Below are 25,331 nucleotides of genomic sequence, written 5' to 3'. Positions count from 1 at the left end.
TTTAGAGTAGCACATGACTCTAATACCAGTGAGCCTGTATAGGTTCACTGGGGATTTTCCCACGCCATCATACTTTTCTAAAATTCGCACATGCACTGATGGCATGGGAACTCTGCTGTTTTATTTTTCCTTAAGGGGCTAAGCCATGTTAGATAACAACATAAAGAACCAACTAAAAAGCCATTTTGAATCGCTGACTCAGCCTGTTGAGCTGCTTATTGCCTTGGATGACAGCAAAAAATCAACAGAAGTAGAAAACTTAGCCAATGATTTAGCGTCGCTAAGTGACAAATTAAGCGTTAGTAATAACCCAGATTCAACGGCGCGCCGACCTTCTATGGTGGTGCACTCACCTGAAAAAAATACGCATATCACCTTTGCTGGGGTTCCTATGGGCCATGAATTTACCAGTTTAGTGCTGGCGCTATTACATACAGGCGGGCATCCAAGCAAAGCCAATAAAGACGACATTGAACAAATACAATCACTACAGCAAGAACTAAACTTTGAAGTGTATATTAGTTTAAGCTGCCAAACGTGTCCGCAAGTCGTCCAAGCGCTCAATACAATGGCTGCTACAAACAGCAAAATAAATGCAACCATGATAGACGGTGCCTTGTTTCAAGAGGAAGTCGAGCAACGAAATATTTTAGCGGTACCGGCGGTTTATTTAAATGGTGAGCTATTTAGCCAAGGTGCCATGAGCTTAACGGATATTTTAAATAAAGTAGATAGCAAAGGCGCAGAGCGCCAAGCTGCATCACTTAACGAAAAATCGCTATTTGATGTATTGGTTGTTGGCGGGGGGCCTGCGGGCGCATCAGCAGCCATTTATTCAGCGCGTAAAGGTTTAAATACTGGGGTTGTTGCCGACAGATTTGGTGGGCAAGTGGCTGATACATTAGCCATTGAAAACTTTATCTCGGTTAAAGCAACCGAGGGGCCAAAAATGGTGGCTCAACTTGAAGAGCACGTCAAACAGTACGATGTTGATGTTATGCATAACCAACGTGCTGTGGCGCTTACAAAAGGAAGTAATGGCTATGGCATTACCTTAGAAAACGGCGCGGTATTAAAAGCTAAATCACTGGTACTGGCAACCGGCGCTCGCTGGCGTGAAATGAACGTACCGGGTGAGCAGCAATACAAAGGCCATGGTGTTGCATATTGCCCACATTGTGATGGCCCTTTGTTTAAAGGTAAACCGGTCGCCGTCATTGGTGGCGGTAACTCGGGTATTGAGGCCGCAATAGATTTAGCCAACATAGTTGAGCATGTAACGGTACTAGAATTTGCCGATACCTTACGTGCCGATGACGTACTTATTCGCAAAGCAAAAAGCTTAACTAATATTACCATTATTAAAAATGCACAAACCACCGAAGTGCTAGGAGATGGCAAAAAAGTAACGGGGTTAAACTACACCGATCGTATTTCAGGACACACTAAAGCGCTAACCTTAGCTGGAATATTTGTACAAATTGGCTTAATACCCAATACCGAATGGTTAAAAGACAGCGACCTAGAATTAAGCAAATTTGGTGAAATATTGATTGATCCTAAAGGGGCAACCTCATTGCCGGGTGTTTATGGTGCAGGGGATGCAACCAATACGCCATTTAAGCAAATTATTATTGCTATGGGGGCGGGGGCAACCGCAAGCCTAGGTGCGTTTGATTACTTAATTCGTCATAGTGAACAAGTAAACGAAAACGAACATGCAGCATAATTTTTCCCTTGATTAGATAGCTCACACCCATGGCTGTCGCTTTAAAGCCGCTCTCTCCAAAGGCGGCTTTTTTTTGTTTACTTTAGCCGAGTGATACCAACTAAAATACAGACTGCGCCACCAATAAAGCCAAACCATGCCTCCATTGGGGTTTCGCCGTTTAATGCACGGGTAACTTGAGAAGATGCAGATTCATAAACGTCATAACCCCACATTGCCAGCGCAATACCAATAACAATAAGTACAATACCTATAATTTTATTTATCATCATAATCCTCTGTGTTCATTGAAACTAAGTTTGGTTTAGTTAAATGGCTTCTACCCACATAACACCCACCTCTTTTTTTACTACTTTAACATGAGTACCCGCAGGTAAAGGCTGATTACTTTTTAATTTCCAGTTAATACCTGAGTAAGAGTAAGTGCTTAAACCGTGCTCGTTAACATCGTCCACTAAAATAAAATCAAGTTCAGCAAAGTCACTGTGTACGCCTTTTTTATCTACCTTATTTTGCATGCGTTTTAATGGTTTCCATAAAAACACAGCAAACCCCGCAGTAATAAGTGTGTTACTCCATAAAGCGGTGGTTAAAGAGTCATCTAGCATGTTGAAGTTCATCATTAAGCCGCTGGCAAATAAAGACATACCTAAAAATAACAATATAAAGGTAGACATACCCAATACAGCCACTTCAACTATTAGCGCTAACACACCTAAAATCATCAATGTTTGCGCCATGTTATTCGTAATGAACTCCATACTTTGCTCCAAATTAACCTTTTTGTTTAGTGTTTAAGGTATTAATAATCGACATAGCTTGTGCCACCATCGAGCTGGCATCGGTGCCGTTGTCGGGGAGTAAAACAACCGACGACTCTTTGGCAATGGCTTGTTTGGCGGCAATGGCTTTTGTTGCAAGGTCTAACTGAATTGCTTTTTGACCTTGCTCAGTATCAGCGGCTTCACCGACTTTACGCAGTGCATCAGCTTGTGCTTGTGCAACAGCAGTAATGGCTTGAGCTTCACCTTCAGCTCGTAGTATTTGTTCGGCTTTTTCGGCTTCTGCAGCAAGGACTTGTGCTTGTTTTTTACCTTCGGCAACATTAATGTTTGCTTGGCGGTCACCTTCAGATTCTAAAATTTGCGCGCGTTTAACACGCTCGGCCTTCATTTGCGCTTCCATCGCTTCCATTACTGACTGCGGTGGCACAATATCTTTAATTTCGTAGCGCAGTACTTGTATACCCCAAGGCTCGGCCGCTTGGTTAATAGAAGTTACAATATTAGTATTGAGTACATCACGCTCTTCAAAGGTTTTATCCAGCTCCATTTTACCGAGCTCAGAACGCATGGTGGTTTGTGAAAGCTGAGTTACCGCAAACACATAATCGTCAACGCCATAGGTGGCTTTGTATGGGTCAAGTACCCGAAAATACAAAACTCCATCAACAGAAAGTGAAATATTATCCTTGGTAATAGCCGATTGCGATGGCACATCTTGGGCTTGTTCTTTTAAGCTGCGGTCAGCGGCAATACGGTCAATAAAAGGCACAATAAAATTTAAGCCGGCTTCTTTGGTTGATTGGTATTTACCAAAACGCTCAATAAGCCATGCTCGGTTTTGTGGTACAAATTTAACGCTACTTTTTAGCAGCACTAAAACAAAAATCAGTAAAAATGCTTCAACGGTAAAAATAACGTTGAGAATTTGCGCGATGGGATCCATGTATGTTCTCCTTTAATAATGGCCAGTACGGCGGCGGTTACGTATTTTTACTCTTTTAAATAACGTAACACGATTAGATTACCATTGAAGTTAAACAATTTCCTAGCAAAATAATAGTGATAAACGCCGTTGAAAAATTTCCCGTACTAAGGCTCATTATTTTTATATATGCCCGTGATATACTTTCGTTTTGACTTTATATTAGGCTAAATATGAGCGCTGACACTACGTTTTTACAAAGCGTAAAACATAAAACTGACAAAAAAATCAGCTCTGAACTCGAACGTTTATGGCAACGCATAGAAAAACACACCAAACGCAACGAAAATTTTGAGATTAAAAAGCACCATTTGTTTACACAATTTCAGCACCAAGTTGAACCATTTGAGCATACACAAGCACATATGCTGGCAAAGCAAATCACCCATTTAAGTCAGTTTATTGCGCGTAAAAGCTTATCTGAGCAACAACGTAACGAGCTTGTATATTGGATTAAAGAAGATTTAGACTACCTACACCAGCATCCATTTAGTGGGCCATTAAATGTAAGTGCAGTAGACGAGGAGTTTCAATCACAGCTTAATAAATACAATCAAGCAACTATTAACGCCATAGCACCAGAAGAATTAAATGTATTGCGCACCCTGCTACAACAAGACTTTCCGGGTCTTGAACTAACCGACGAGCAACTACGAGAAATAGCGCTTGAGCCAGAAAAAATTTATCAACATATTGATGAGCAAGGGTTTGCAGATAATGCTGAAGACAACCAAAGCGAACACGAATCTAGTTACCAGAGCATTGACGATGAAGACGGGGATGGTGCTTACGACCGATATGAGCAGTATGATCGTGACGAAATTAAACAGCAAAAAACAGACGCTAACCTAGAAAAGCTATTTAAAAGTTCGCAGTTAAACAAAATGTATAAACGCCTGGCGTCAAAACTTCACCCTGATAAAGAGCCCGATCCCGCCAAAAAAGCACAAAAACACCAATTAATGCAACAGCTTGGGCATGCACGTAAAACAAAAGACAGCTTTACTTTACTCCAGCTTTATATAACGCATATTGACGACGATGTAGATTTTGACGAGCAAACAAAGGCAAATTTAGTGCCGTTATTACAAAATAAAATAGCGCAGCTTAATGCACTCCATCGCCAGCAAAAAGAAAATAATGACGACCAAACCCTAGTGTGGAAAAAGTTTAATGGCCGCAGTAAAGCACAAATTAAACATCACTTTGACAGCCACATAGCTGCCTTAAATAACGAATGTGATGAAATTGCACAGCGACTAAGCTATTGCACCACAGTGAAAGCACTCAAAGAAGAGCTAAACGAGCGCATTCAAAACAAACGCCACGCACCATTATCATTGCAAGAGGCATTAAATAGCATGTTTAATTTTTAAGTATGACTCAACAATGACGTGAATGTACTTGTAAAATATCGGGTTTCTGGTAATTTAAACAACAATAAAAACAATGCAGGGAACGCATGACTTTGCAATTAGACTACATTACCAAACGCCGTTTTCACTTTCTTGAACTCATTATTTACTGGGAAGGGCGTTTAACCACTAATCACTTACAAACGCATTTTGCTATTAGCCGCTCTAGCGCCTCACATATTATTCAAGAGTATTTAGTGTTTTACCCAAAGAGCCTTAGTTATAATGGCTCAATTAAAGGCTACGAAGCCAGTATACATTTTAATCCATGCCAAACAGAACTTGACTTAAATACCTATTTAAAACTTGCGCATCAAAGTGAAAGTGCCTATTTATATCAGCACTTTACGTGGATAAGCTCACCACTTGCGGACATACAACCCGTTAAAATAAGAGGCGTTTTACAAGCACTTAATCAACAAAAGCGTGTGGATGTAGGGTATGCCTCGGTATCGAGTCCTGACTTTGAATCACGCATAATAAGCCCACACAATCTGGTATTTGATGGTATGCGCTGGCATGTACGCGCCTATTGTGAAAAAAATCGCGACTTTCGCGATTTTGTACTAACCCGCTTTAGTGGCGATTTTGAATTTGAAGGCCCGATTAAATATGACCAAAGTTACGACACATTGTGGCACACCCAACTTGATGTGGTTATAGAGCCCGATCCACGTTTAACCCCAGAGCGCGCCCATATTATTGCCCTTGATCATCAAATGAGTAAACAGCCTAATGGCCGTTACCAACGTGTAATTAACGTACGCGCCGCGTTATTACTGTATCTTTTAAAACAACTACACCTAGATAGTTACCATGCAAAACCCGAAGCCCAACAAATCATACTCAGCCCTGAGTGCTTACAGACCCTAACCCCTTTTATGGCTTGGTAAATTTAATATGCGCAAAAGCACGACAGGTGATAAATGTACAGTGTTGTTGAATTAATCTAGCAAGCGTAGAGTTTGATAAAACCCGTTAAGGAATAGAGTGATGGATGATTTTAGCCCCAGTGATTTAAAAGCAATACTGCATTCAAAACGCGCCAACATGTATTACTTAGAGTATTGCCGTGTAATGCAAAAAGACGGCCGAGTGCTGTACCTTACAGAAGCTAAGCAAGAAAACCAGTACTTTAATATCCCGATTGCCAACACCACGGTTTTATTACTCGGTAATGGTACATCTATAACCCAAGCGGCTATGCGCATGTTGGCCCAAGCAGGTGTATTGGTAGGCTTTGCTGGTGGCGGTGGCACGCCATTGTATATGGCATGCGAAGTAGAATGGTTTACCCCACAAAGTGAATATCGCCCCACCGAATACTTACACGGCTGGTTGCAGTTTTGGTTTGACGATACCAAGCGTTTAACTGCTGGTAAACTTTTCCAGCAACAACGCATTCAATTTATTGAAAAAGTCTGGCAAAAAGACCGCGAGCTAAAAAATCAAGGATTCGACTTTAACAGCGAGCAAATACAAACTGCACTCAAGACCTTTCATACTCGTACTGACGCGGCTAGTAAGCAATCAGACTTATTACTTAGCGAAGCGCAATTAACCAAACTGTTGTACAAATACGCCGCCAACAACACCAATAGCCAAGGTTTTACCCGTCAACATCAACCAGACAAAAACAGCACCGATAAAGCTAACGACTTTTTAAACCACGGCAATTACTTAGCTTATGGCTTAGCCGCCAGCTGTTTATGGGTGTTAGGTATACCGCATGGTTTTGCCGTAATGCATGGTAAAACCAGACGCGGCGCATTAGTGTTCGACGTTGCTGACTTAATAAAAGACGCATTAGTACTACCTTGGGCATTTATTTGCGCCAAAGAAAACGCCACTGAACAAGAATTCCGCCAGCAAGTACTACAAGCGTTTACCGACCACAAAGCCCTCGATTTAATGTTCGACACCGTTAAAAACATCGCCCTCGCCGATGAATTAGGAGTGGACGAACATGCGTAACCCTATTGTAGGTGGTGCTTTAGCGCGTCAAGACCAAGGAGGTTGTTTTTTAGCGTATTTTAAATTTATTGTAGGTCATGCTTTAGCGCGACAAGTCGTAAAAGGCGTATCACTATGATGGTCACATTCGTTTCACAATGCGAAAAAAACGCCCTGAAAAAAACACGCCGCGTACTCGACGCATTCGCCAATCGCATAGGCGACAACACCTGGCAAACCTTAATCACCGAAGACGGCCTACTCACCGTTAAAAAAATGCTACGCAAAACCGCCAGCAAAAGCACCGCCGTGAGTTGTCATTGGATCCGCTCGCGCTCAAGGAGTGAATTAATATGGGTGGTGGGGAATAGGAATAAATTTAATGAACAAGGCATAGTGCCAGTGAATATAACAGAAAAAGAGGTTTTTATGGATGTTGTAACAGACAAACCCAAACAAGGTGTGTTGTATGCCAACACCCATTTACAGCCATTAAGCGAACATTTGTTTGCTGTCGGTTATGTTGCCGAGCAGCTACATCGCAAATTATTTCCTGAAAGTACACAGTTTTCGATTGTAAACTTTATTGCTGGTTGTTTACATGACTTAGGGAAAATCGACCCCAAGTTCCAAGAGTGGGTTACTAACCCCAAGAAGAAGGAATTTGTAGCAGAAGACGGTCAACACATTGATGACGCTAAATTTAGCTTTGATAAACACCCTAGGCACAATGAGGTGTCTTTATTGCTGCATCAATTACTTGATAGTTCAGAGCTAAAAGTACTGAACCCTAGCAATAAACGCTCTGTGAAACATGCAATTTACTGGCATCATGCTAAGCCATATCGTAAAGAGAAAAGTGGTTTTGAATCTTACAAAGACATCTGTAAAAAGCTCATAGCAAACCAGAAGGGAGTTGGTTTAACTGATATTGTTATGCAAGCACACACACTGCTTAAGCAAGTTATTGGTATAGATAAGAAATATCGAAACTTAAGTAATAGCCTGCTTGAAAAAACTTTTATCACTGAAATTGCAGAAGAATTAGAGGCGAATCTTCCTGATGCACCACCTTTACCGAGCTACAAAGAGTATGAGTTAGAAGAGTCGGTATCGGCCAATAATATTAATGTAAAAGTTAACGCTTTGAATAATATTGCACGTGCTTGTTTGATCACCGCTGATCGTAAAGTCTCTGCTTTAAGTGCGACAGAGTTACATACGGCCATTTTTGAGCGTAACTTAAACGATATCGTTACTGAGTTACTTGACGTTGAGTCTACTCTTTGTAGCGATATCGATACGTGTCTCAGTACATTTTTTCCTAATAGTGAGCGTAGTAAAAAACAAAGTGACATTGCTAAAGAACTGACTACCGCCGAAGATGTTGCAGTACTCGCTGGGGCCGCTGGCTGCGGTAAAACTAAAATTGCTTTGGAGTGGGCAAAACTACAAGGTGCAAAACGCATCATTTGGGTATGTCCCCGCGTACAAGTCTGCCAAGGTTTATTTTATGAACTAACTTCAGAGCAATATCTACCAAATAGTACCATTGAAATTAATACCGGTGAGTTTAAATTCCATAATCTGTGGGATAATCCAATTCCTGATGACGAAAATTTTTCTGGTGATATCGTTATCACTACTATAGATCAAATTTTGGGCGCAGTGATCAGCCACACTAAGGCCAATACGCTTATCGATTTTTTAAACGTGCATGTGGTATTCGATGAATTTCATGAGTACGTGAATATGGCATCGTTTAATTTGTTGTTTGCAGAGCTAATAGCGGCTAAAAAAATACAGCAGCAACAGGCTAAGACCTTATTAGTGTCGGCAACGCCACATTACGTTTTTGTTGAAGAGTTATTGAACATTCATTCAGACGATATCAAAGTCATGCCATCGTTCAATCAAAGCCAGTATCGACTCGATTTTAAAGTATTTGATGATAGCAAACTTGATAATGCTAACCCGTTATTTGTCCCACAAAGTGATTGTACCTTTGTGATCAGTAATATGGCGTTAACCGCACAAAATAGCTTTATCGCTAATCAACACACTGAAAATGCTGTGCTGTTGCATTCAAAGTTTATTAAAAGTGATAAACGTAAATGGTTTGCTGAGGTGTACGAGGCATACAAACGTGGTGGCACTAGCAAGTATGAGGTTCTGCGAAGTGGCCCAATTGTGCAGGCATCGCTTAATATCAGTTGTGATTATATGGTAGCCGAAATCACCAGTGCTGAAGATAGCTTACAGCGGTTAGGGCGGCTAGACCGTTTTGGCGAAAATAGTGATGTAAACATTTATACCTTAGCAGTGCCTGAATCCATCGCCAACGGAAAAGGCAAAAGCCCAGCATCAGGTTTTTTAGGAAAAATGTATGTACTGAGTTCAGTGCGGGCGTGGTATCAGTTTTTACAAAACGAGCTTGTCGATAAAACGTTTACTTTGCCAGAAATTTATCAACTTTATTTTAATTTTCATCATACTGAGCGTGATCGAAGTTTTATAGAGAGTGATCTAGTAGCAGTACTTAAAAATAGTGTGCAACAAATTAATGCAAAAGTGATTGATCCCATCACTGTACCACCGAGGAAAAATAAAGATAAAAAACGTGGCAAAATTAGCAAAGTATCGTTACGTGGTGATAATCGTTTTGTACAACTGGCACTAATTAATTTAACTAATTCAGTACCGCAATTCTTAGAGGAGTATGCTTATTCAATGCCACTAGATGATGACAGCAATATTGATAACCTCACATATCCCACCAGAGCTATTTGTGGTTACGAGCAAAGCGACAAAGACTTACTATCTCACATGTTTAAAAAGCACCACAATATTATGGGAGGGTTGGGTAAGTCATTCACAGATAAAATTTTACTCAATGAAGCGAGGGATCCTGAATCACCTATTTATTTAAGCTACACCACTAACGACCTGCTAGCAGTGGGGGGCGAAAGTGCCCGACATCCACACGCTATTTATTACGCTGTGTGCGACAAACAACCCATAGGCGCAATGTCTATCAAACAAATTAATCAAACCACAGAAGATGAGGAATAAATCATGAAAAAAGTAACCGGAATTAAAAGTGTTGATTTCAAAATTAAAGCATTGGGTCATGGCGTAGTGAATTGGAATGGCCCAACTACTTTAACTGGCGATAACGGAAAAACAGTAGACAACCATACGTTGCCAAAATTGAGGGGTTATTCAAATTTAACAGGAAAAATAAAAGACGAGACAGGTTATAAATACAAAAAAGAGGCGACCGATATAGATTTTAAAAAAACGCCTTTATACATCAGTCAAAACTGTATTCGCCATCACTTATTTAAAGAGCAAGCTTTTGATCTACATTTTGCAGGAGAAAAAAACTTAGAAAAAGTATTAGCCTCTATTACAGGCCTTGTTCGTGGCTATGTTGTGCCTTCAAGTCAATGTAAAAGAACTAGCCCATTATTATTAGAAGACTTCGTTGATCAATTAGGAAATGGTAACTTTGAGCAGTTTGGTCAGGCAGGTGAGCGAGATAGTTCATCGTTTTTTTCTAAAACCACGTTTGGCGATACTGAATATATTTCCTATGGCTCTATTAGCATTGAGCAATTGCAGTTTATTTCACTCGATAAAAAGTTCGACCGTGCCAGCATGATTATTAAAGAAGGCCAAGGTGAAGAAGTTGCAAAATCAGTGCAAAGCTTTATCAAAGAACTCAATCCATCGTTAAATCCAATCGCGACTTTTCACAGTAATTATGTTCGTAAAGGTACTATTTTTGAAGAAGGTGAGTGCGGAATTTTGCTTAATGACGATGCAATACAAGCAATTATTGAGCATACATTGTCGCGCATTGCCGATTTAAGTATTCGTCAAGCCAAAGGTTACATGTATGTCGATGAGATAACCGTCGATTATAACGATAGTCATAAAATGATGCGTATTAAGCGTGATGAGTCAGAAATCGTTAGTGAACCACAATCGCAATATGGCCAATATTTTTACGCGAAATAGGTGGCGATATGAAAATAACGATTGATTATGATTCATGCTGGCGTAATTCGTTTTTAGGAGGCTCAAATAATGAGCCATTACCTAAAAAAGGCAGGGAATTTTTAGGCTCTATGACCAACCTTAAAAAAGAGGGAAATTTTAAAGTTCGCGACAATACATTAGATACAGTTATGGGGTTATTAAATCGCTTAATTGGCGATCAACGAAAGTTGTATCAAGCGCGCAGTAAAATGTATGAAAGTGCTTATTATTTTGAAAATTTAGAGAGTAAAGTAACTTTTGTAGATAAGCCTCATTTTACAAATGAGATGACCTTTATTCGAAACATGAATGGCAGCACTGATCAGAATTCATTTACGGGAATGATTAAAGTAACTGATCCTGTTTTTACGTCTGATTATTCAGAAGAGTTTTGGGGGGTGTTAAATCTAGATATGCCAAAGCTATGCAGTTTTATAGTTGATAAGACAATGATTGAAGAAAATATTCAACTTGATCCAATTAGCATTATTAGCCGCCTTGAATTTTTGAATAAAGAAAAACCTCAAGAAAATGAAAGTGTTGTTGCTAGTGCAGTGAATACTTTAAAGTTACTTTTTCCTGATATTGACTATTTTAATAAAAAAGGACAAGTAATGACCATTAGCCTTTATTGCTCTGCTTTATATTTACAATTAGTTCGGCTAGAGAAAAAGTATGTTATGTCTACTGCAAAAACTAAAGCGGGTGGCATAAGCGGTATCTCAAAACGAGGTTTTACTAAAAAGGATTTTATGGACCGATTCACAACAGGACCAAAAAAAACAATATGGGGTAATCCTTTTATTAAAAAAGAAAAGATAAAGGGACAAGGAGAAGTAACATCAATGATGACTAAAGCCAGTGGGCAACTAGAAATTATCATTGATGTTGAACGTGATAAAGCGCTCGAAATTAAAACACTCATTGAAAATGCCGGCGTGTCGAGCTTTTACTTAGGCAAAAAAGGGCTTGCCTATGTATCAAATATTCGAGTTTAGGAGAAATTATGGATTCTTACATTGAGTTACGTTTGCAGCCTGATGCCGAAATGCGTGAGGCAGAACTCAGCAGCAAAGTATTTACTAAATTCCACAAAGCGTTAGTGGCATTAAACACTAATGAAATTGGTATTAGCTTTCCACAAGCAAATGTGAAGTTAGGACGGCTGTTTCGTATTCATGGAAATGCAAGCTTATTGCATGATTTACAAGGTTTAAACTGGCTAGGGCCTTTGCTTGGTTATTGTCAATTAAGTAATATTTTGCCCGTCCCTGAACAAACGCAATACCGCATTATTTCTCAAAAGAGAAGTAATATGAGTTCAGCTAAGTTAAGGCGCCTAATAACCAGAGGCAGTATAAACAAAGACGGTGAAAAACGTTACAAGGTAAAAATGCTAAGCCAAGGGTTTGACAATCCGTATTTAGATCTGTTTAGTAGTTCAACAGGGCAAATACATCGCAAATTTTTTGTGTTGAGTGACATTCAAGCGGATTCAGTTAATGGTCAATTTGATTGTTACGGGTTAAGCAAAACCGCTACCGTACCTTGGTTTTAACCCTTTATTTTTGCTCTTTAAAAATATGATATAAAAACAATAAGTTACAATAGGTCGTTTTTTATAAGGTAAAATTAGCATATTTACCCTAACAACCTGTTGTAACTTATTTTTTTGCTGATAAACTGTTGTTCACTGCCGCACAGGCAGCTTAGAAAACCTAGTGCTTGCACAGGAACGCGCCGAAAAAGTTCACTGCCGCACAGGCAGCTTAGAAAAGTATTCAAAGCGATTTAACCACCTTTATACAGTTCACTGCCGCACAGGCAGCTTAGAAACAAACGAAGCGGTGAACGTCCAAGCGTCAGACAGTTCACTGCCGCACAGGCAGCTTAGAAAATTAATAGTAACGTTCATTTTAGCGTCTTTTTGTTCACTGCCGCACAGGCAGCTTAGAAATCAACTTGGTCGTTTGTTGCATCACTGGCTGCGTTCACTGCCGCACAGGCAGCTTAGAAAAGTAGAGGGCGACGTAAACATTGTATGGACCAGTTCACTGCCGCACAGGCAGCTTAGAAATTAGAACTTCTTTCGGATGCGGCCTTTGTGTTGTTCACTGCCGCACAGGCAGCTTAGAAATTAAAAGCGGGGTGACTGTTATTAACAGCAATGTTCACTGCCGCACAGGCAGCTTAGAAATTGCGCGGCGGCTGTGAGCTGTTCGACATTGAGTTCACTGCCGCACAGGCAGCTTAGAAATTGTGAAAACTCTTTTCTAAACTTTTTTAGCTGTTCACTGCCGCACAGGCAGCTTAGAAATTGCTCGTCAATAACAACTGTATTGCTAATAAGTTCACTGCCGCACAGGCAGCTTAGAAACAAAACAAAAAGGCCGCGATTAAGCGGCCTTTGTTCACTGCCGCACAGGCAGCTTAGAAATTTCAGCGCTTGCAAAAAGTACCGCGCTACAAGTTCACTGCCGCACAGGCAGCTTAGAAAGTTTGGGCCGTTTTGGCGAACCGTTGAAGCGTGTTCACTGCCGCACAGGCAGCTTAGAAAATTAGTGGCGAAACCATTTTTAACAATGAAGTGTTCACTGCCGCACAGGCAGCTTAGAAATTAACGCGCAATTCGGTGATTATTTTTTGCATGTTCACTGCCGCACAGGCAGCTTAGAAAGAAAAATGGCCGCACCGCTTGAAGCGCTAGACGTTCACTGCCGCACAGGCAGCTTAGAAAGAAACACAAGGCGCAATTGCATCTCTTGAAATGTTCACTGCCGCACAGGCAGCTTAGAAAGACCATGCGAACACTTGCCACAGTAGTTTTATGTTCACTGCCGCACAGGCAGCTTAGAAAATTTCCCACTCGTGATTAAAGTCTTTTTCTGAGTTCACTGCCGCACAGGCAGCTTAGAAAAAATATGGCTTTGCGAACTTCGATTAGTTGCGGTTCACTGCCGCACAGGCAGCTTAGAAATATTTTCATATGTTTTGTAATTTTGCGTTAAAGTTCACTGCCGCACAGGCAGCTTAGAAATTACTTGATACATAGAAATAAAGTGTCGATATGTTCACTGCCGCACAGGCAGCTTAGAAATCAAATACGCCTTCCCAAAATTGACGACGATCGTTCACTGCCGCACAGGCAGCTTAGAAAGAATTAAACAGAGGGCGAACCGACCCCAGACAGTTCACTGCCGCACAGGCAGCTTAGAAATTACACAGAATTAAACAGTCCTTAGTTATGGAGTTCACTGCCGCACAGGCAGCTTAGAAATTATCAACTACCTTGTAATTACTATCTAACTTGTTCACTGCCGCACAGGCAGCTTAGAAATCCCAACGATACCAATACTAAAACACGTTTCAGTTCACTGCCGCACAGGCAGCTTAGAAATGTATAACAATTTATTTTATAAATGTATCTAAGTTCACTGCCGCACAGGCAGCTTAGAAAACACAGTTCTTCACCGAACTGTTGCAGGGACAGTTCACTGCCGCACAGGCAGCTTAGAAATTGATAATGATGGGGCAGGACAGCAGACAACAGTTCACTGCCGCACAGGCAGCTTAGAAAACGGGCAGAACAGCAGAAGAACCCAACCCCAAGTTCACTGCCGCACAGGCAGCTTAGAAATATCAAATCCTATAAATCTACCATCGCCGCTTGTTCACTGCCGCACAGGCAGCTTAGAAAGCAAGAACAGCACTTTGTATTTGAAACACTAAGTTCACTGCCGCACAGGCAGCTTAGAAAGACAATCAGGCGATGGGTAGTAGCTACAGCGGGTTCACTGCCGCACAGGCAGCTTAGAAATCTTTGATAGCGTACTCATTGGCCTGTTCAAAGTTCACTGCCGCACAGGCAGCTTAGAAATTTAAGCGCATACTGAAATATTAAAGGATAACGTTCACTGCCGCACAGGCAGCTTAGAAAAACCTTCCACTCGAACGCTTGTAGCTAAATTTGTTCACTGCCGCACAGGCAGCTTAGAAATGTGTTAAGTTGTTTTCTCGGCCTTGCTCTTTGTTCACTGCCGCACAGGCAGCTTAGAAATCAAAGAAGTTCTTAAAAGCAGTTTGTTGGTTGTTCACTGCCGCACAGGCAGCTTAGAAATGTAAGCTTGTTAAAGTACACAGCATCGCTTTGTTCACTGCCGCACAGGCAGCTTAGAAATTCGTTTTAAATTTTTCTTGGTATGGTCTTAACTTCACCGCCGAGCAGGCGGCTTAGAAAATCGTCACACTCAAAGCGGTTTTTAACAACTCCTTCACCGCCGAGCAGGCGGCTTAGAAAAAAAGCCGCAAACGGAGAGTGGCTTGGTTTACCTTCACCGCCGAGCAGGCGGCTTAGAAATAGCAGGTTTGATGTCCACGACCCCGCAAAAACTTCACCGCCGAGCAGGCGGCTTAGAAAAAATCAAAGTCAGCTAAAGAGGCAGCAGAGAACTTCACCGCCGAGCAGGCGGCTTAGAAAATAATGAATCTATTAGCCTCTTTGGTTTTACCCTTCACCGCCGAGCAGGCGGCTTAGAAAAACGAAGAACCATTCTTCATAGCTGCTGTCGACTTCACCGCCGAGCAGGCGGCTTAGAAAATGTTAAAAAACGGAATATCTCGATCTAAGCTCTTCACCGCCGAGCAGGCGGCTTAGAAATTCACGTATTGTGAAATACTCAGCCCCATAAGCTTCACCGCCGAACAGGCGGCTTAGAAACGTAAAATAACTAGTAGCCACACGTTTATCACCTTCACCGCCGAACAGGCGGCTTAGAAATATTAATTTTCAAGTGGGAAACCCTTATATATCTTCACCGCCGAACAGGCGGCTTAGAAACGTTTCGCCCTCAAAAGTCACATAGTGCAACCCTTCACCGCCGAACAGGCGGCTTAGAAAGTTAATCTGGTTATCTTACCCGTGACAGATATCTTCACCGCCGAACAGGCGGCTTAGAAAGTCAAATTTAGTTATCCAATCCTCACCAACCTCTTCACCGCCGAACAGGCGGCTTAGAAAATTCGGTAACGACCACGGCCTGTTGCGCTTTCCTTCACCGCCGAACAGGCGGCTTAGAAAGTCAACGGGTGGTTTACGAACAGAACATGACCCTTCACCGCCGAACAGGCGGCTTAGAAAAGCTTGCAATTCGACCTCGGCCAGTGCGACATCTTCACCGCCGAACAGGCGGCTTAGAAAAAGTGCAAGGTAAAAAAGACGATTGGATCAGGCTTCACCGCCGAACAGGCGGCTTAGAAAGTTTGCGTCACTTGTTTTTAGCAACAACATTGCTTCACCGCCGAACAGGCGGCTTAGAAAGCTGAGTTGATAAAAGAGTTACCATTGATAATCTTCACCGCCGAACAGGCGGCTTAGAAAAAAGTACCCCACATTGTCGTAACCTTGTAGGTCTTCACCGCCGAACAGGCGGCTTAGAAAGAAAGCCTAAACAACACTATAGGGCTTTACTGCTTCACCGCCGAACAGGCGGCTTAGAAAAGATAGCTAAAGTTGAAGATGGTGTAAATGAGCTTCACCGCCGAACAGGCGGCTTAGAAACAGCTAAAACTCATAAGATATTTATTCATAAACTTCACCGCCGAACAGGCGGCTTAGAAAACAACGTAGCACTCTAAGTGCTTAGGCTAATCCTTCACCGCCGAACAGGCGGCTTAGAAATAAATCAAAATTGCTGATCACTTCATTGTTAACTTCACCGCCGAGCAGGCGGCTTAGAAAAAGCGCTTGAGATCTATCTTGATTGGTACGAACTTCACCGCCGAGCAGGCGGCTTAGAAAGCAATTGAAGGGCACGCCAGCCCTACACTTACCTTCACCGCCGAGCAGGCGGCTTAGAAACAAAAAGGAAAACACCATGCACCCACAAAACAACTTCACCGCCGAACAGGCGGCTTAGAAAAAGCATTTTTAGCGCGTAAATGTGGCGAGCTTCTTCACCGCCGAACAGGCGGCTTAGAAATTGGGGCGTTGTCGAGTGCATAGAGCAATGCGCTTCACCGCCGAGTAGGCGGCTTAGAAATGTAGCAATAAAACCGCGTTTGTGCATTTTGCCTTCACCGCCGAGCAGGCGGCTTAGAAAATAAACTCGGCTGTGCTTGCCATCCATGCACGCTTCACCGCCGAACAGGCGGCTTAGAAAATATAACCCGACGTTCTCCCCCCTGAAACGCTCTTCACCGCCGAACAGGCGGCTTAGAAAATTTCCATCACCATCCACTGTTACCCGTACATCTTCACCGCCGAACAGGCGGCTTAGAAAATTGGTGCGCAAGCAACAACAGCCGGCATTGCCTTCACCGCCGAACAGGCGGCTTAGAAATCGTATATTGCAAAAAAATGAATACCGTCTTCCTTCACCGCCGAACAGGCGGCTTAGAAATCTGCGCATTTGCTCAATGGCCATATCAAAAACTTCACCGCCGAACAGGCGGCTTAGGTGATGAGTGACCGAAACGAAGTTTCGCAGCGCGAAGAAGTGAGGTCATGGATGACCGATGTGACCAAGCTCCATGGATGGATTGTTAACACCGTGGTTTATTTGAAATTCAGTTCACTGCCGCACATTACACACTAAACGCGCTAAAGCACAACCTACAGGTTATATGTGTATAAAAGCATCGATTTATAAGTTATCGCGCCAGCAAGCTTGGCGCCTACAAGCAAAGGCAGCTTAGGTGATGAGGGAGTGACAAAAATATCGGGAATATTTTTGAACTGCGAAGCAGGCCTTTATGGCGAAGGGCAGGACGCCCAAAGTAAACGACTTACCGAATAAACAGTGCAGCGCGAAGAAGTGAGGTCATGGATGACCGATGTGACCACGCTCCATGGATGGATTCAAACGCCAGTGTTAATTTAAACAACCAGTTCACTGCCGCACATTACACACTAAACGCGCTAAAGCACGACCTACAAGCACAGGCAGCTTAGGTGATGAGTGACCTAAACGACTTACCGAATAAAGAGTGCAGCGCGAAGAAGTGAGGTCATGGATGACCGATGTGACCAAGCTCCATGGATGGATTGTTAACACCGTGGTTTATTTGAAATTAAGTTCACTGCTGCATTACACACTAAACGCGCTAAAGCACGACCTACAGCTTAAATACACGTATTTGATTGCGATTGGCATTTTTTGCTTGATAGAGCGCTTTATCGGCGTTGTTTATTATTTCATCGGCATGAGTTGTTGCGTTTGGTATGCAGCTGTAGCACCCAAAGCTTAAGGTTAGGTATGAGGCGACTGGGGAATGGTCATGGGTTAGGTTTAAAGTTGTGATTGTTTGTTTAACTAGCTTTGCAAATTCAGTGCAATGACTTTCATCAACCAAGGGGAGTATGATGGCAAATTCTTCTCCGCCGTAACGTGCGACTAGGTCGCCTTCGCGTTTGCATGATTTTTTTAGTGCTTTTGCTACCACTTTAAGTATCTCGTCGCCTTGCTGATGGCCATAGTAGTCGTTGTAAGGTTTAAAAAAATCAATATCGCACATGATAAGGCTTAAGGGTTTGTTTTGGCGAGCGCAGCGTTTAATTTCACTGTTAAGTGTTGAATCAAAAAAGCGTCGATTTGCAATATTAGTGAGTGCGTCTGTATTTGCCAGTTGATTCAGCTTTTTATTTGCCTTGATCAGTTGTTGCTGTGCGTCATGCAATTTGTTTTTGTAATTTATGTTTTTTAGTGCGTTATTAATAATTTCACCTACCAACTTTATTCTGATCAAGTCAATGTCGCTCCATGGGCGTTTATGGTTTACGCAGTCACAGCCAATAAATCCTACCAGTTCTTTATCAAAACGCAGGCCAATACATAACACCGATTGAATGTTTTGCGCTTCAAACTCGGCTTTTTCAGCTTGGGCTTGCGGCGGTAGTTGTGCTACGTCATTCACTTGGAATACATGGGTTAAATTCATTACCTCAAAAAAGTACGGCAGTTCCGCTTTAGGTACATTTTGTAATCTGTCTTTGTAGCTTGCTATGCCTGTATTAACCCATTCATGGGTATTGGTTAGGGTATTTTTATCGGTATTAAATTCAAATAAGTAGCTTCTGTCGGCTTTGCACACTGTGCCAATGGCTTTTAAGGCAAAATCAATTTGTTGATCTATGTTGTCATTTTGAATATCGATAAGTTCAGTGGAAATTTCAGAAATTATCTTATCAAAGTCATATTCGTCGTCGTTGCTGGTATTGTCATGTTCTAAAGTGATCATGATCAGATCATCACACACGGAGCGTGTTATGGTTAAAAGGGTCGTGTTATGTTTGTTTTTAAATACAACAGGCGAGCGGGTATCTGCTAAAAATAGCTGTTGAATATTAATCGGCTTTTTAGTTTGCCAATTGAGTAAAGTAATATCATCAAACGCTGATTTTGTTATACGTTCATTTTTATTTTCAATGTGAAGCAGAGATTTAGCGTGGGGGGTTACTACATAATTGTCTGCGCATTTATCATAAATAATAACCGCTAACGACATATTATTAAAAACGTGGCAAATTATTTTTGTTACATCATGGCCCACTGATCTCTCCAAGTAAAATATCAATGCAGATTATATTTATGAATTAATTATTATTTTTATATCAGATTAGTTATTTTTAGTACAGATTTTTGTATTTTACTAAGTTTTTAGTGTGTTTATTTGCTGTTCATATTACAATTGTGACTGTATATCATTACGCATTTCCCAATTTGCTTTATTGCAAAAGCTTAATTTGTTTTAGTAAAGGCTTTTTATATTTCATGACAGAAATAACCACGCATCATGCTTCTCGTCGCCGTTTGTTAATTGCACTTGCAATTACTTGTTCATTTATGGTTATTCAATTAATAGGTGCTTATTACGCCAACTCATTGGCGGTTCTTGCTGATGCAGGGCACTTATTTGTCCATAATAGCTCGTTATTTATTGCTTTAATCGCCTCTAGTTTTGCTATTCATTTAGCGAAAACGTATAACGATGGCCACCAAAAAGCGGAACTTATTGGTGGGCTTATCAACGGTGTGTTGTATTTAGCCATTAGTCTTATTATTTTGTATGAAGGTGCAGATCGATTCATCGAACATAACCAAGGCCATAGCCATGAAATTAATAGTTATTTGATGTCTGTTATTGCTGCGATTGGTTTTTTATTTCATGGTGCAGCGGCCTGGGTACTTTATAAAGGCCGTAGGGCCAGTATTAATGTATATGCGGTATTTTTACACTCGTTTTTTGATTTAATTTCAACGGTATCTACGTTTGTTGCCGGTGTTTTAATTTACGTTACCGGGTGGAATATAATTGATATTTTATCAAGTATGTTAATCGCTTCTTTTGTGTTGTTTACTGGTATTAAGGTAATTATTAGCTGTATAAAAGGACTGCGTTTAAACAAAGCTAAATTACCTGAAGTTGCTGATATTGAAACGGAGATAGCAACTATGGAGCATGTGGCTAATGTACATAATGTGACGGTTGTTCGTAAAAATAAACAGGTCATAGTGGGTGCTCATGTGGTGCTAAAGCAACACTGCACAATAGAAAAGCACGATGAAGAATGCCGGTTAAAAGTAATAAAACTACTTGCAGACAAATTTAATGTTGGCGAAAGTGTGTTACAAATTGAAAGTTATGAATGTAAGCACATACATTAGCGCACTCGTTCACTGGCTGTTATTAAGCTTGTTTTAAGCAGGCTTATATTAAATCAATAATTTTTTTAAAGCATTCAGGGCTGAGCAAATCGCTGGCGCTCATAGGGTGAGCGAAGTAGTAACCTTGTAGCTTATAGCAACCTATATTTTGTAAAAACTCGAGTTGCGCTCGCGTTTCTACGCCCTCAGCAATACAGTATAGTTCTAAGTTTTCGGCTAGTGAGTAAATCGTTTTAATAATTGATTCATCGCCCTTGTCTATGCCAATACTACTGACAAAGCTTTGATCTATTTTTATAACGCTAATCGGAAATTGACTTAAATAGGTGAGCGATGAATAACCTGTACCAAAATCATCAAGAAACAGTTTAAATCCTGCCGTTTGCAAACTTTTTAGCTGTTTAGCCGCTTTGTTTTTGTCTTCTAGTAGGGTGTTTTCTGTAATTTCTAAGCGTATTTGTTGTGGTTTAATATTTGCTTTTTCAAGTATGGTGCTAAGTCTCTGGGTTATATTCGCTTTTAAAATATGCTTAGGTGATACATTTAATGATATGTAAAACTGTGGGTTAACGCTCAAAATAGGGTCCAGATCAGAAATTGCACGCTGTAATGCTTGCTCAGTTAACATATCAATCAAACCGGTTTCTTCAGCAATGGGAATAAACGAAGCGGGGGAAATGTGTTTGCCTTGATTTTCCCAGCGCATTAGTAATTCTACCCCACAGATTGTTTTATCCTTGGTATTAACAATGGGTTGGTAGTGATTAAAAAATTGATTATCTTTAGCTGCGTCTTTTAAGTCGTTTTCAAGAATAAGCTTTTGTTTAATTTGTTCATTCATTTTTTCATTAAAAAATTGAAACCCGTTTCTACCTGCTTGCTTAGCATGCATCATGGCAATATCTGCATTGCGGATCAGTGCATCAGTAGATGTTGCATCGTAGGGATACATTGCAATGCCAATACTGGCTGATATACTAATAGAAAAGTCTTCAATAATAACTTTACTAGCCAGTTCACTACTCATTTCATTAAGCGTGTGGTGCAAAGAGGCCATTGAGGCGATGTTTTCAATTAGCACTAAAAATTCATCGCCGCTTTGACGACCAAAGCTTGCCCCATCACCTAGATATTGGCTTACTCGCTCAGTAATATTACACAGTAGCTTGTCACCTACCGCATGGCCAAACGAATCGTTTACCGGTTTAAATTTATCTAAATCGATGAAAATAACCGCACATTGTGAGTTATCTTCTGCTGCTTTTATAATTGCACTTTCAATTTTTTTATTCATCAGGCTGCGATTAGGTAGCCCCGTTAATGCATCATAGTTAGCAAGGTAGCGTAGCTCGTTCTCAGCACGTTTTTGTTCGGTTAAATCGGTAATAACAATAACATAATAACTTACTTCATCTTTTTCATTGGCAACGGCTGTGGCACTTATATTAATAGGATGCTGTTTAGCTTTTGTGGTATTTACATTTGCATTAGTACGCCAGTTTTCTTTTGGTTTAAGTGCTTTTAATGTGTGGGCAAATTCTTCACACTTCTCTTGCCCGATGGCTTTGATAAATAGCGCTGAGGTAACGCTCTTTTGTTTATCATTATCTGAAAAAACTTCCATAAAACTATTATTAGCAGACACAGGTTTTAGGTTTTCATCTAAAATGAGTAAATAGTCATTTATTTGGCTAAATGCCTCACCTAATATTTTTGCTTGCTGCTCGTTTGCCAATTGCTCGGTGATATTTGTAAAAATACCAGAGACATAAAGCGGCTCTTGAGTGTCTTTGTTAAAAATCGTTTGACCTAAATCTTGAAACCATAACCAATGCCTATTTTTATCGCGAAGGCGGTAGGTTGCTTGCCAATGTTTTTGGTTTGGTTGCTGTAAATAGGCCTCCCATTTACGCTGAAACCGATGGCGGTCATCTGGGTGCATAATATTAAAAAATTGGCTTATATCGGTACGATCAGGTAGATTTTCATACCCGAGCTCTAATCCTCTCAGTGTATTTATTGTGTTGTTGGTAAAATTATAATCCCACACACCGCTTTTGTTACTTTTAAGGGCTAAGTCTGTTTGCGTTTTAGAATGAACCGCTTCACGATGAGCCTTTTCAATAGCAATTTTACGACTGCGGTATTGCCAAAACAGTAAAAACAACACAACAAATGCACTAATAAGGTAGGCAGCATAGGCAATAGGTGACTGCCATGGTGAGTAGGCAACATTGAGCTTTAACAGAGTGGGGTTGCTTACTTCGCTGCCGTCTTTTCTATTTGCAGTGACAATTAACGAATAATCACCAGGCGGTAGCTTTGTAAAGAAAACACGATTAGCCTTTAAGTTTTCATAACTTAAAGACGTAGGACCTAACAGCGTTACTTTGTAATAGGTGTTGTTGATATTTTGATAGTCAAAACTAGAAAAACGCACCATGAGCCCCATATCATCATGATTTAGCATTAATGAAGTTTTTAAATACTGTTTAGGAAAATAATCAAGCTCTCTGGAAAATAAACTAATATTGGTAATGGTTAAGGTGTTTTCTAACTCAGTGTTTTTATTTTTCGAAAATTCATTGGGGTCGAATAATAGTGCACCGTTGTGGCTGCCTAAAATAAGTTTGCCATTAGTTAGTTTTGTACCAGCGATTGCGCCAAATTTATTGTTATTTAAGCCGTTTTTTACGGTGTAAGTGGCTATTTCCAGCGTATCTAAATTAAGTTGGTAGAGGCCATTGTCACTACTAACCCATAAAAAACCATGATCATCTGCAAGCAATTTGTATATAGAATCGGTGTTTAATGCATTTTTTGAATTAAAATGATGCTTTATTTGGTATGTTGCAGGGTCAACGCCAATCAGTCCATTTTCAGTAGTGGCTAGCCACAATGTATTGCGTGTCGTATCAAAATATAAATTTTCAACAGTGTAATTTAATAATTTGTTTTCTTTATCTGATTGAAAAAGTGTAGTGAGTTTGCCTGTTTTTTCATTGTATCGGTACAGTGCTTTTGTAGTGCTTAAAAATAAATCGTCTGGGTAAATACTTTGCGAGCGATGAAATGTGTAACTTAGGAATGGATCTATTTTTTCTTTTAAGCCTTTAATTACCCTATTTGATCCCGTTTTGCCGTTAAAAATATAAAAATTCTCACCTTTTATATAGGCAAAAGTGTCTGGGGCTATCTCGGCAAAACCATAAGTGCTGCCATCATTTAAGCTATGTTTTTCAATATCTTTATTTTCTATTATTTTGCCAGTTTTAGTATCAAATAGCGCTAAACCGTCAAACCTAGCCAGCCATAAATAATTAACACCTGCAAAAGAAGAGGGAAAAATATCAAAAACAGCAAATTGTGCATAAGCTGCTTTTGTGTCCGCCGATTGCAGATAAGCTTTGCAATTACTATAATTTTGGTCGCAATAAGTAATACCGTTATCGGTTCCTAACCACAATCCGCCGGACTGTTCTTGGTGAATAGTGTTAACAATATTGTTTTTTGGTAACGTTATATGTTTAAATTTTTTAGCTTGCGCATTCCATGTAAAAACGCCATGTGTTCTAGATGCAAGCCATAACAAGCCAGATTTATCTAGTAGTAAATCGTTAATTGTATTTTCACTTAAATTAAATTTACTATCTTGAAAATTCAAAATAAATTCTATCTGCTTGGTATGGCGATGATACTGATACAGCCCACTTTCACTTGCGATAAACTCCCCTTGAGGGGTATTAATGTAATCCCAAATATTTAGATTTTTTATCAGTACAGTAATAGCTGATGTATCAATCTGCGCGTTTTGCTTAAAAGGTGCAAGGTACATGCCTTCAACCGTGCCAATAAGTAAGCCTTGATCGTCGTCAATCTGTAAAAACTTTACATCATTATTATCTCTGGTGAGCTTATCATCATTATGCAGTTTAACAGGCACAGGTATGTTTTTACCTGTATCAACTATAAAGAGGCCAATATTAGTACCAATGTATAAATCGCCTTGGTGTAAGGCTAGTGCGCGGATATAGCTGTCTTTATCACTCATTGAGAATTCAAGTGTGAGCTTTTTAGTACTTTTATTAAAAGAAAATACGTGTTCATCAATTGCAAAATAAAATTGTTTTTTTAGTTCCACTATTGCTGCTATGGGAGAGAATTTTTGTTGCTCTGTATCTAATTGCCCTGAATAAATTTGCTCAACTTTTAATGTGTGGGGGTCAACCAAAAACGCACCTGATAAGTTAGTTGATACGACTATTTTGCCACTGTGTGTGGTGTAAAGGCCAAAAATATAATGTTTGTCTAAATCAAACCCACCACTAAAAGGCGTTACTTCGTAACCATCAAAGCGTTTTAATCCTTGAGCCGTTGCAATCCATATAAAACCAATGTCATCTTGAATTGATTTGATAACATAGCTTTGAGATAGTTTTTCATCATTGGAAATATGTTGTAATTGTTGTGTGTAGTTTTGTGATGCAAATGTATGGTCTACATATAAAAGTAAAAATAAGCAAAGAGTAACGTTTTTAAAAAGCACCCACAAAACTCCTTTGAGAAGCTATATAAATTGAAATTATTAATCGTGATACTATCATGAGTTTAATATAAAAATTACAAAAAAACATAAACTGTTAATTGTTTGTGATTTTTGCTTTTTTATTTATAGTAGCTAGCGCTAGAAGGAGTCGCTATGAATCACTTTACTGACTTAGATCTGACGAATCCCCACAAAATAAAAATTAATGGTAGACT

At 40.3% G+C, this 25,331-nt stretch carries 16 protein-coding genes and 1 CRISPR repeat array; of the genes, 10 read left to right on the top strand and 6 right to left on the bottom strand.

The annotated features are described in order from the left end of the window. The first annotated feature begins 145 nt into the window (after positions 1 to 145). Positions 146 to 1,729 carry an alkyl hydroperoxide reductase subunit F gene (gene ahpF, locus AC6H44_RS16675; RefSeq protein WP_500738963.1) on the top strand — a complete coding sequence of 528 codons (1,584 nt, stop codon included), beginning with the start codon at positions 146 to 148 and terminating at the stop codon, positions 1,727 to 1,729. Between the two features lie 77 nt (positions 1,730 to 1,806). On the opposite strand, the gene AC6H44_RS16670 is transcribed toward ahpF, so the two are convergent. The 3 genes from AC6H44_RS16670 to AC6H44_RS16660 are packed head-to-tail and all read right to left on the bottom strand — an operon-like array spanning position 1,807 to position 3,457. Then, positions 1,807 to 1,998, bottom strand: coding sequence for a DUF3185 family protein (locus AC6H44_RS16670; RefSeq protein WP_500739135.1), 192 nt, complete (start codon positions 1,996 to 1,998; stop codon positions 1,807 to 1,809). A gap of 39 nt (positions 1,999 to 2,037) precedes the next feature. After that, positions 2,038 to 2,490 (bottom strand): NfeD family protein, encoded by a 453-nt coding sequence (locus tag AC6H44_RS16665; protein WP_500738961.1) that lies wholly within the window; start codon positions 2,488 to 2,490, stop codon positions 2,038 to 2,040. Positions 2,491 to 2,503: 13 nt separating this feature from the next. Further along, positions 2,504 to 3,457 (bottom strand): SPFH domain-containing protein, encoded by a 954-nt coding sequence (locus AC6H44_RS16660; RefSeq protein ID WP_500738960.1) that lies wholly within the window; start codon positions 3,455 to 3,457, stop codon positions 2,504 to 2,506. 212 nt (positions 3,458 to 3,669) lie between these two features. On the opposite strand from AC6H44_RS16660, the gene AC6H44_RS16655 reads away from it, so the two are divergent. From AC6H44_RS16655 to cas6f, 8 genes are all read left to right on the top strand, one after another. Further along, entirely contained in the window at positions 3,670 to 4,872 is a 1,203-nt protein-coding gene (locus AC6H44_RS16655) for a hypothetical protein (RefSeq protein WP_500738959.1), read from the top strand. An 86-nt stretch (positions 4,873 to 4,958) separates the two neighbouring features. After that, positions 4,959 to 5,804 carry a BrxR family helix-turn-helix transcriptional regulator gene (locus tag AC6H44_RS16650; RefSeq protein ID WP_500738957.1) on the top strand — a complete coding sequence of 282 codons (846 nt, stop codon included), beginning with the start codon at positions 4,959 to 4,961 and terminating at the stop codon, positions 5,802 to 5,804. 100 nt (positions 5,805 to 5,904) lie between these two features. Next, a complete protein-coding gene (gene cas1f / locus AC6H44_RS16645; protein ID WP_500738956.1) occupies positions 5,905 to 6,885 on the top strand; it encodes a type I-F CRISPR-associated endonuclease Cas1f in 981 nt (326 codons plus the stop codon). Next, entirely contained in the window at positions 6,878 to 7,003 is a 126-nt protein-coding gene (locus AC6H44_RS16640; RefSeq protein ID WP_500738954.1) for a hypothetical protein, read from the top strand. The genes cas1f and AC6H44_RS16640 overlap by 8 nt, the downstream gene beginning before the upstream one ends. Further along, positions 7,000 to 9,936: a CRISPR-associated endonuclease Cas3'' gene (locus AC6H44_RS16635; RefSeq protein WP_500738953.1), complete on the top strand. Its 2,937-nt coding sequence runs from the start codon at positions 7,000 to 7,002 to the stop codon at positions 9,934 to 9,936. The genes AC6H44_RS16640 and AC6H44_RS16635 overlap by 4 nt, the downstream gene beginning before the upstream one ends. 3 nt (positions 9,937 to 9,939) lie before the next feature. Then, positions 9,940 to 10,887 carry a type I-Fv CRISPR-associated protein Cas7fv gene (gene cas7fv, locus AC6H44_RS16630; RefSeq protein ID WP_500738952.1) on the top strand — a complete coding sequence of 316 codons (948 nt, stop codon included), beginning with the start codon at positions 9,940 to 9,942 and terminating at the stop codon, positions 10,885 to 10,887. Between the two features lie 8 nt (positions 10,888 to 10,895). Then, positions 10,896 to 11,906, top strand: a complete 1,011-nt coding sequence (gene cas5fv / locus AC6H44_RS16625) for a type I-Fv CRISPR-associated protein Cas5fv (RefSeq protein WP_500738951.1) — start codon at positions 10,896 to 10,898, stop codon at positions 11,904 to 11,906. Between the two features lie 8 nt (positions 11,907 to 11,914). Beyond that, a complete protein-coding gene (gene cas6f, locus AC6H44_RS16620) occupies positions 11,915 to 12,466 on the top strand; it encodes a type I-F CRISPR-associated endoribonuclease Cas6/Csy4 (protein ID WP_500738950.1) in 552 nt (183 codons plus the stop codon). Between the two features lie 4,080 nt (positions 12,467 to 16,546). Here cas6f and AC6H44_RS16615 read toward each other — a convergent pair. Continuing rightward, positions 16,547 to 16,783, bottom strand: a complete 237-nt coding sequence (locus AC6H44_RS16615) for a hypothetical protein (protein ID WP_500738949.1) — start codon at positions 16,781 to 16,783, stop codon at positions 16,547 to 16,549. Between the two features lie 194 nt (positions 16,784 to 16,977). Then, positions 16,978 to 17,306: a CRISPR direct-repeat array (repeat unit 28 nt). Between the two features lie 715 nt (positions 17,307 to 18,021). Continuing rightward, positions 18,022 to 19,455: a sensor domain-containing diguanylate cyclase gene (locus AC6H44_RS16610; RefSeq protein WP_500738948.1), complete on the bottom strand. Its 1,434-nt coding sequence runs from the start codon at positions 19,453 to 19,455 to the stop codon at positions 18,022 to 18,024. Positions 19,456 to 19,676: 221 nt separating this feature from the next. On the opposite strand from AC6H44_RS16610, the gene AC6H44_RS16605 reads away from it, so the two are divergent. After that, on the top strand, positions 19,677 to 20,570 hold the full coding sequence (locus tag AC6H44_RS16605; protein ID WP_500738947.1) for a cation diffusion facilitator family transporter: 894 nt from the start codon (positions 19,677 to 19,679) through the stop codon (positions 20,568 to 20,570). Between the two features lie 43 nt (positions 20,571 to 20,613). On the opposite strand, the gene AC6H44_RS16600 is transcribed toward AC6H44_RS16605, so the two are convergent. Continuing rightward, positions 20,614 to 25,116, bottom strand: coding sequence for an EAL domain-containing protein (locus tag AC6H44_RS16600; protein ID WP_500738946.1), 4,503 nt, complete (start codon positions 25,114 to 25,116; stop codon positions 20,614 to 20,616). Positions 25,117 to 25,331 lie beyond the last annotated feature (215 nt).

Source organism: Pseudoalteromonas sp. TAP-3C (assembly GCF_059888565.1).
This window is presented reverse-complemented; position numbering and strand designations above follow the sequence as displayed.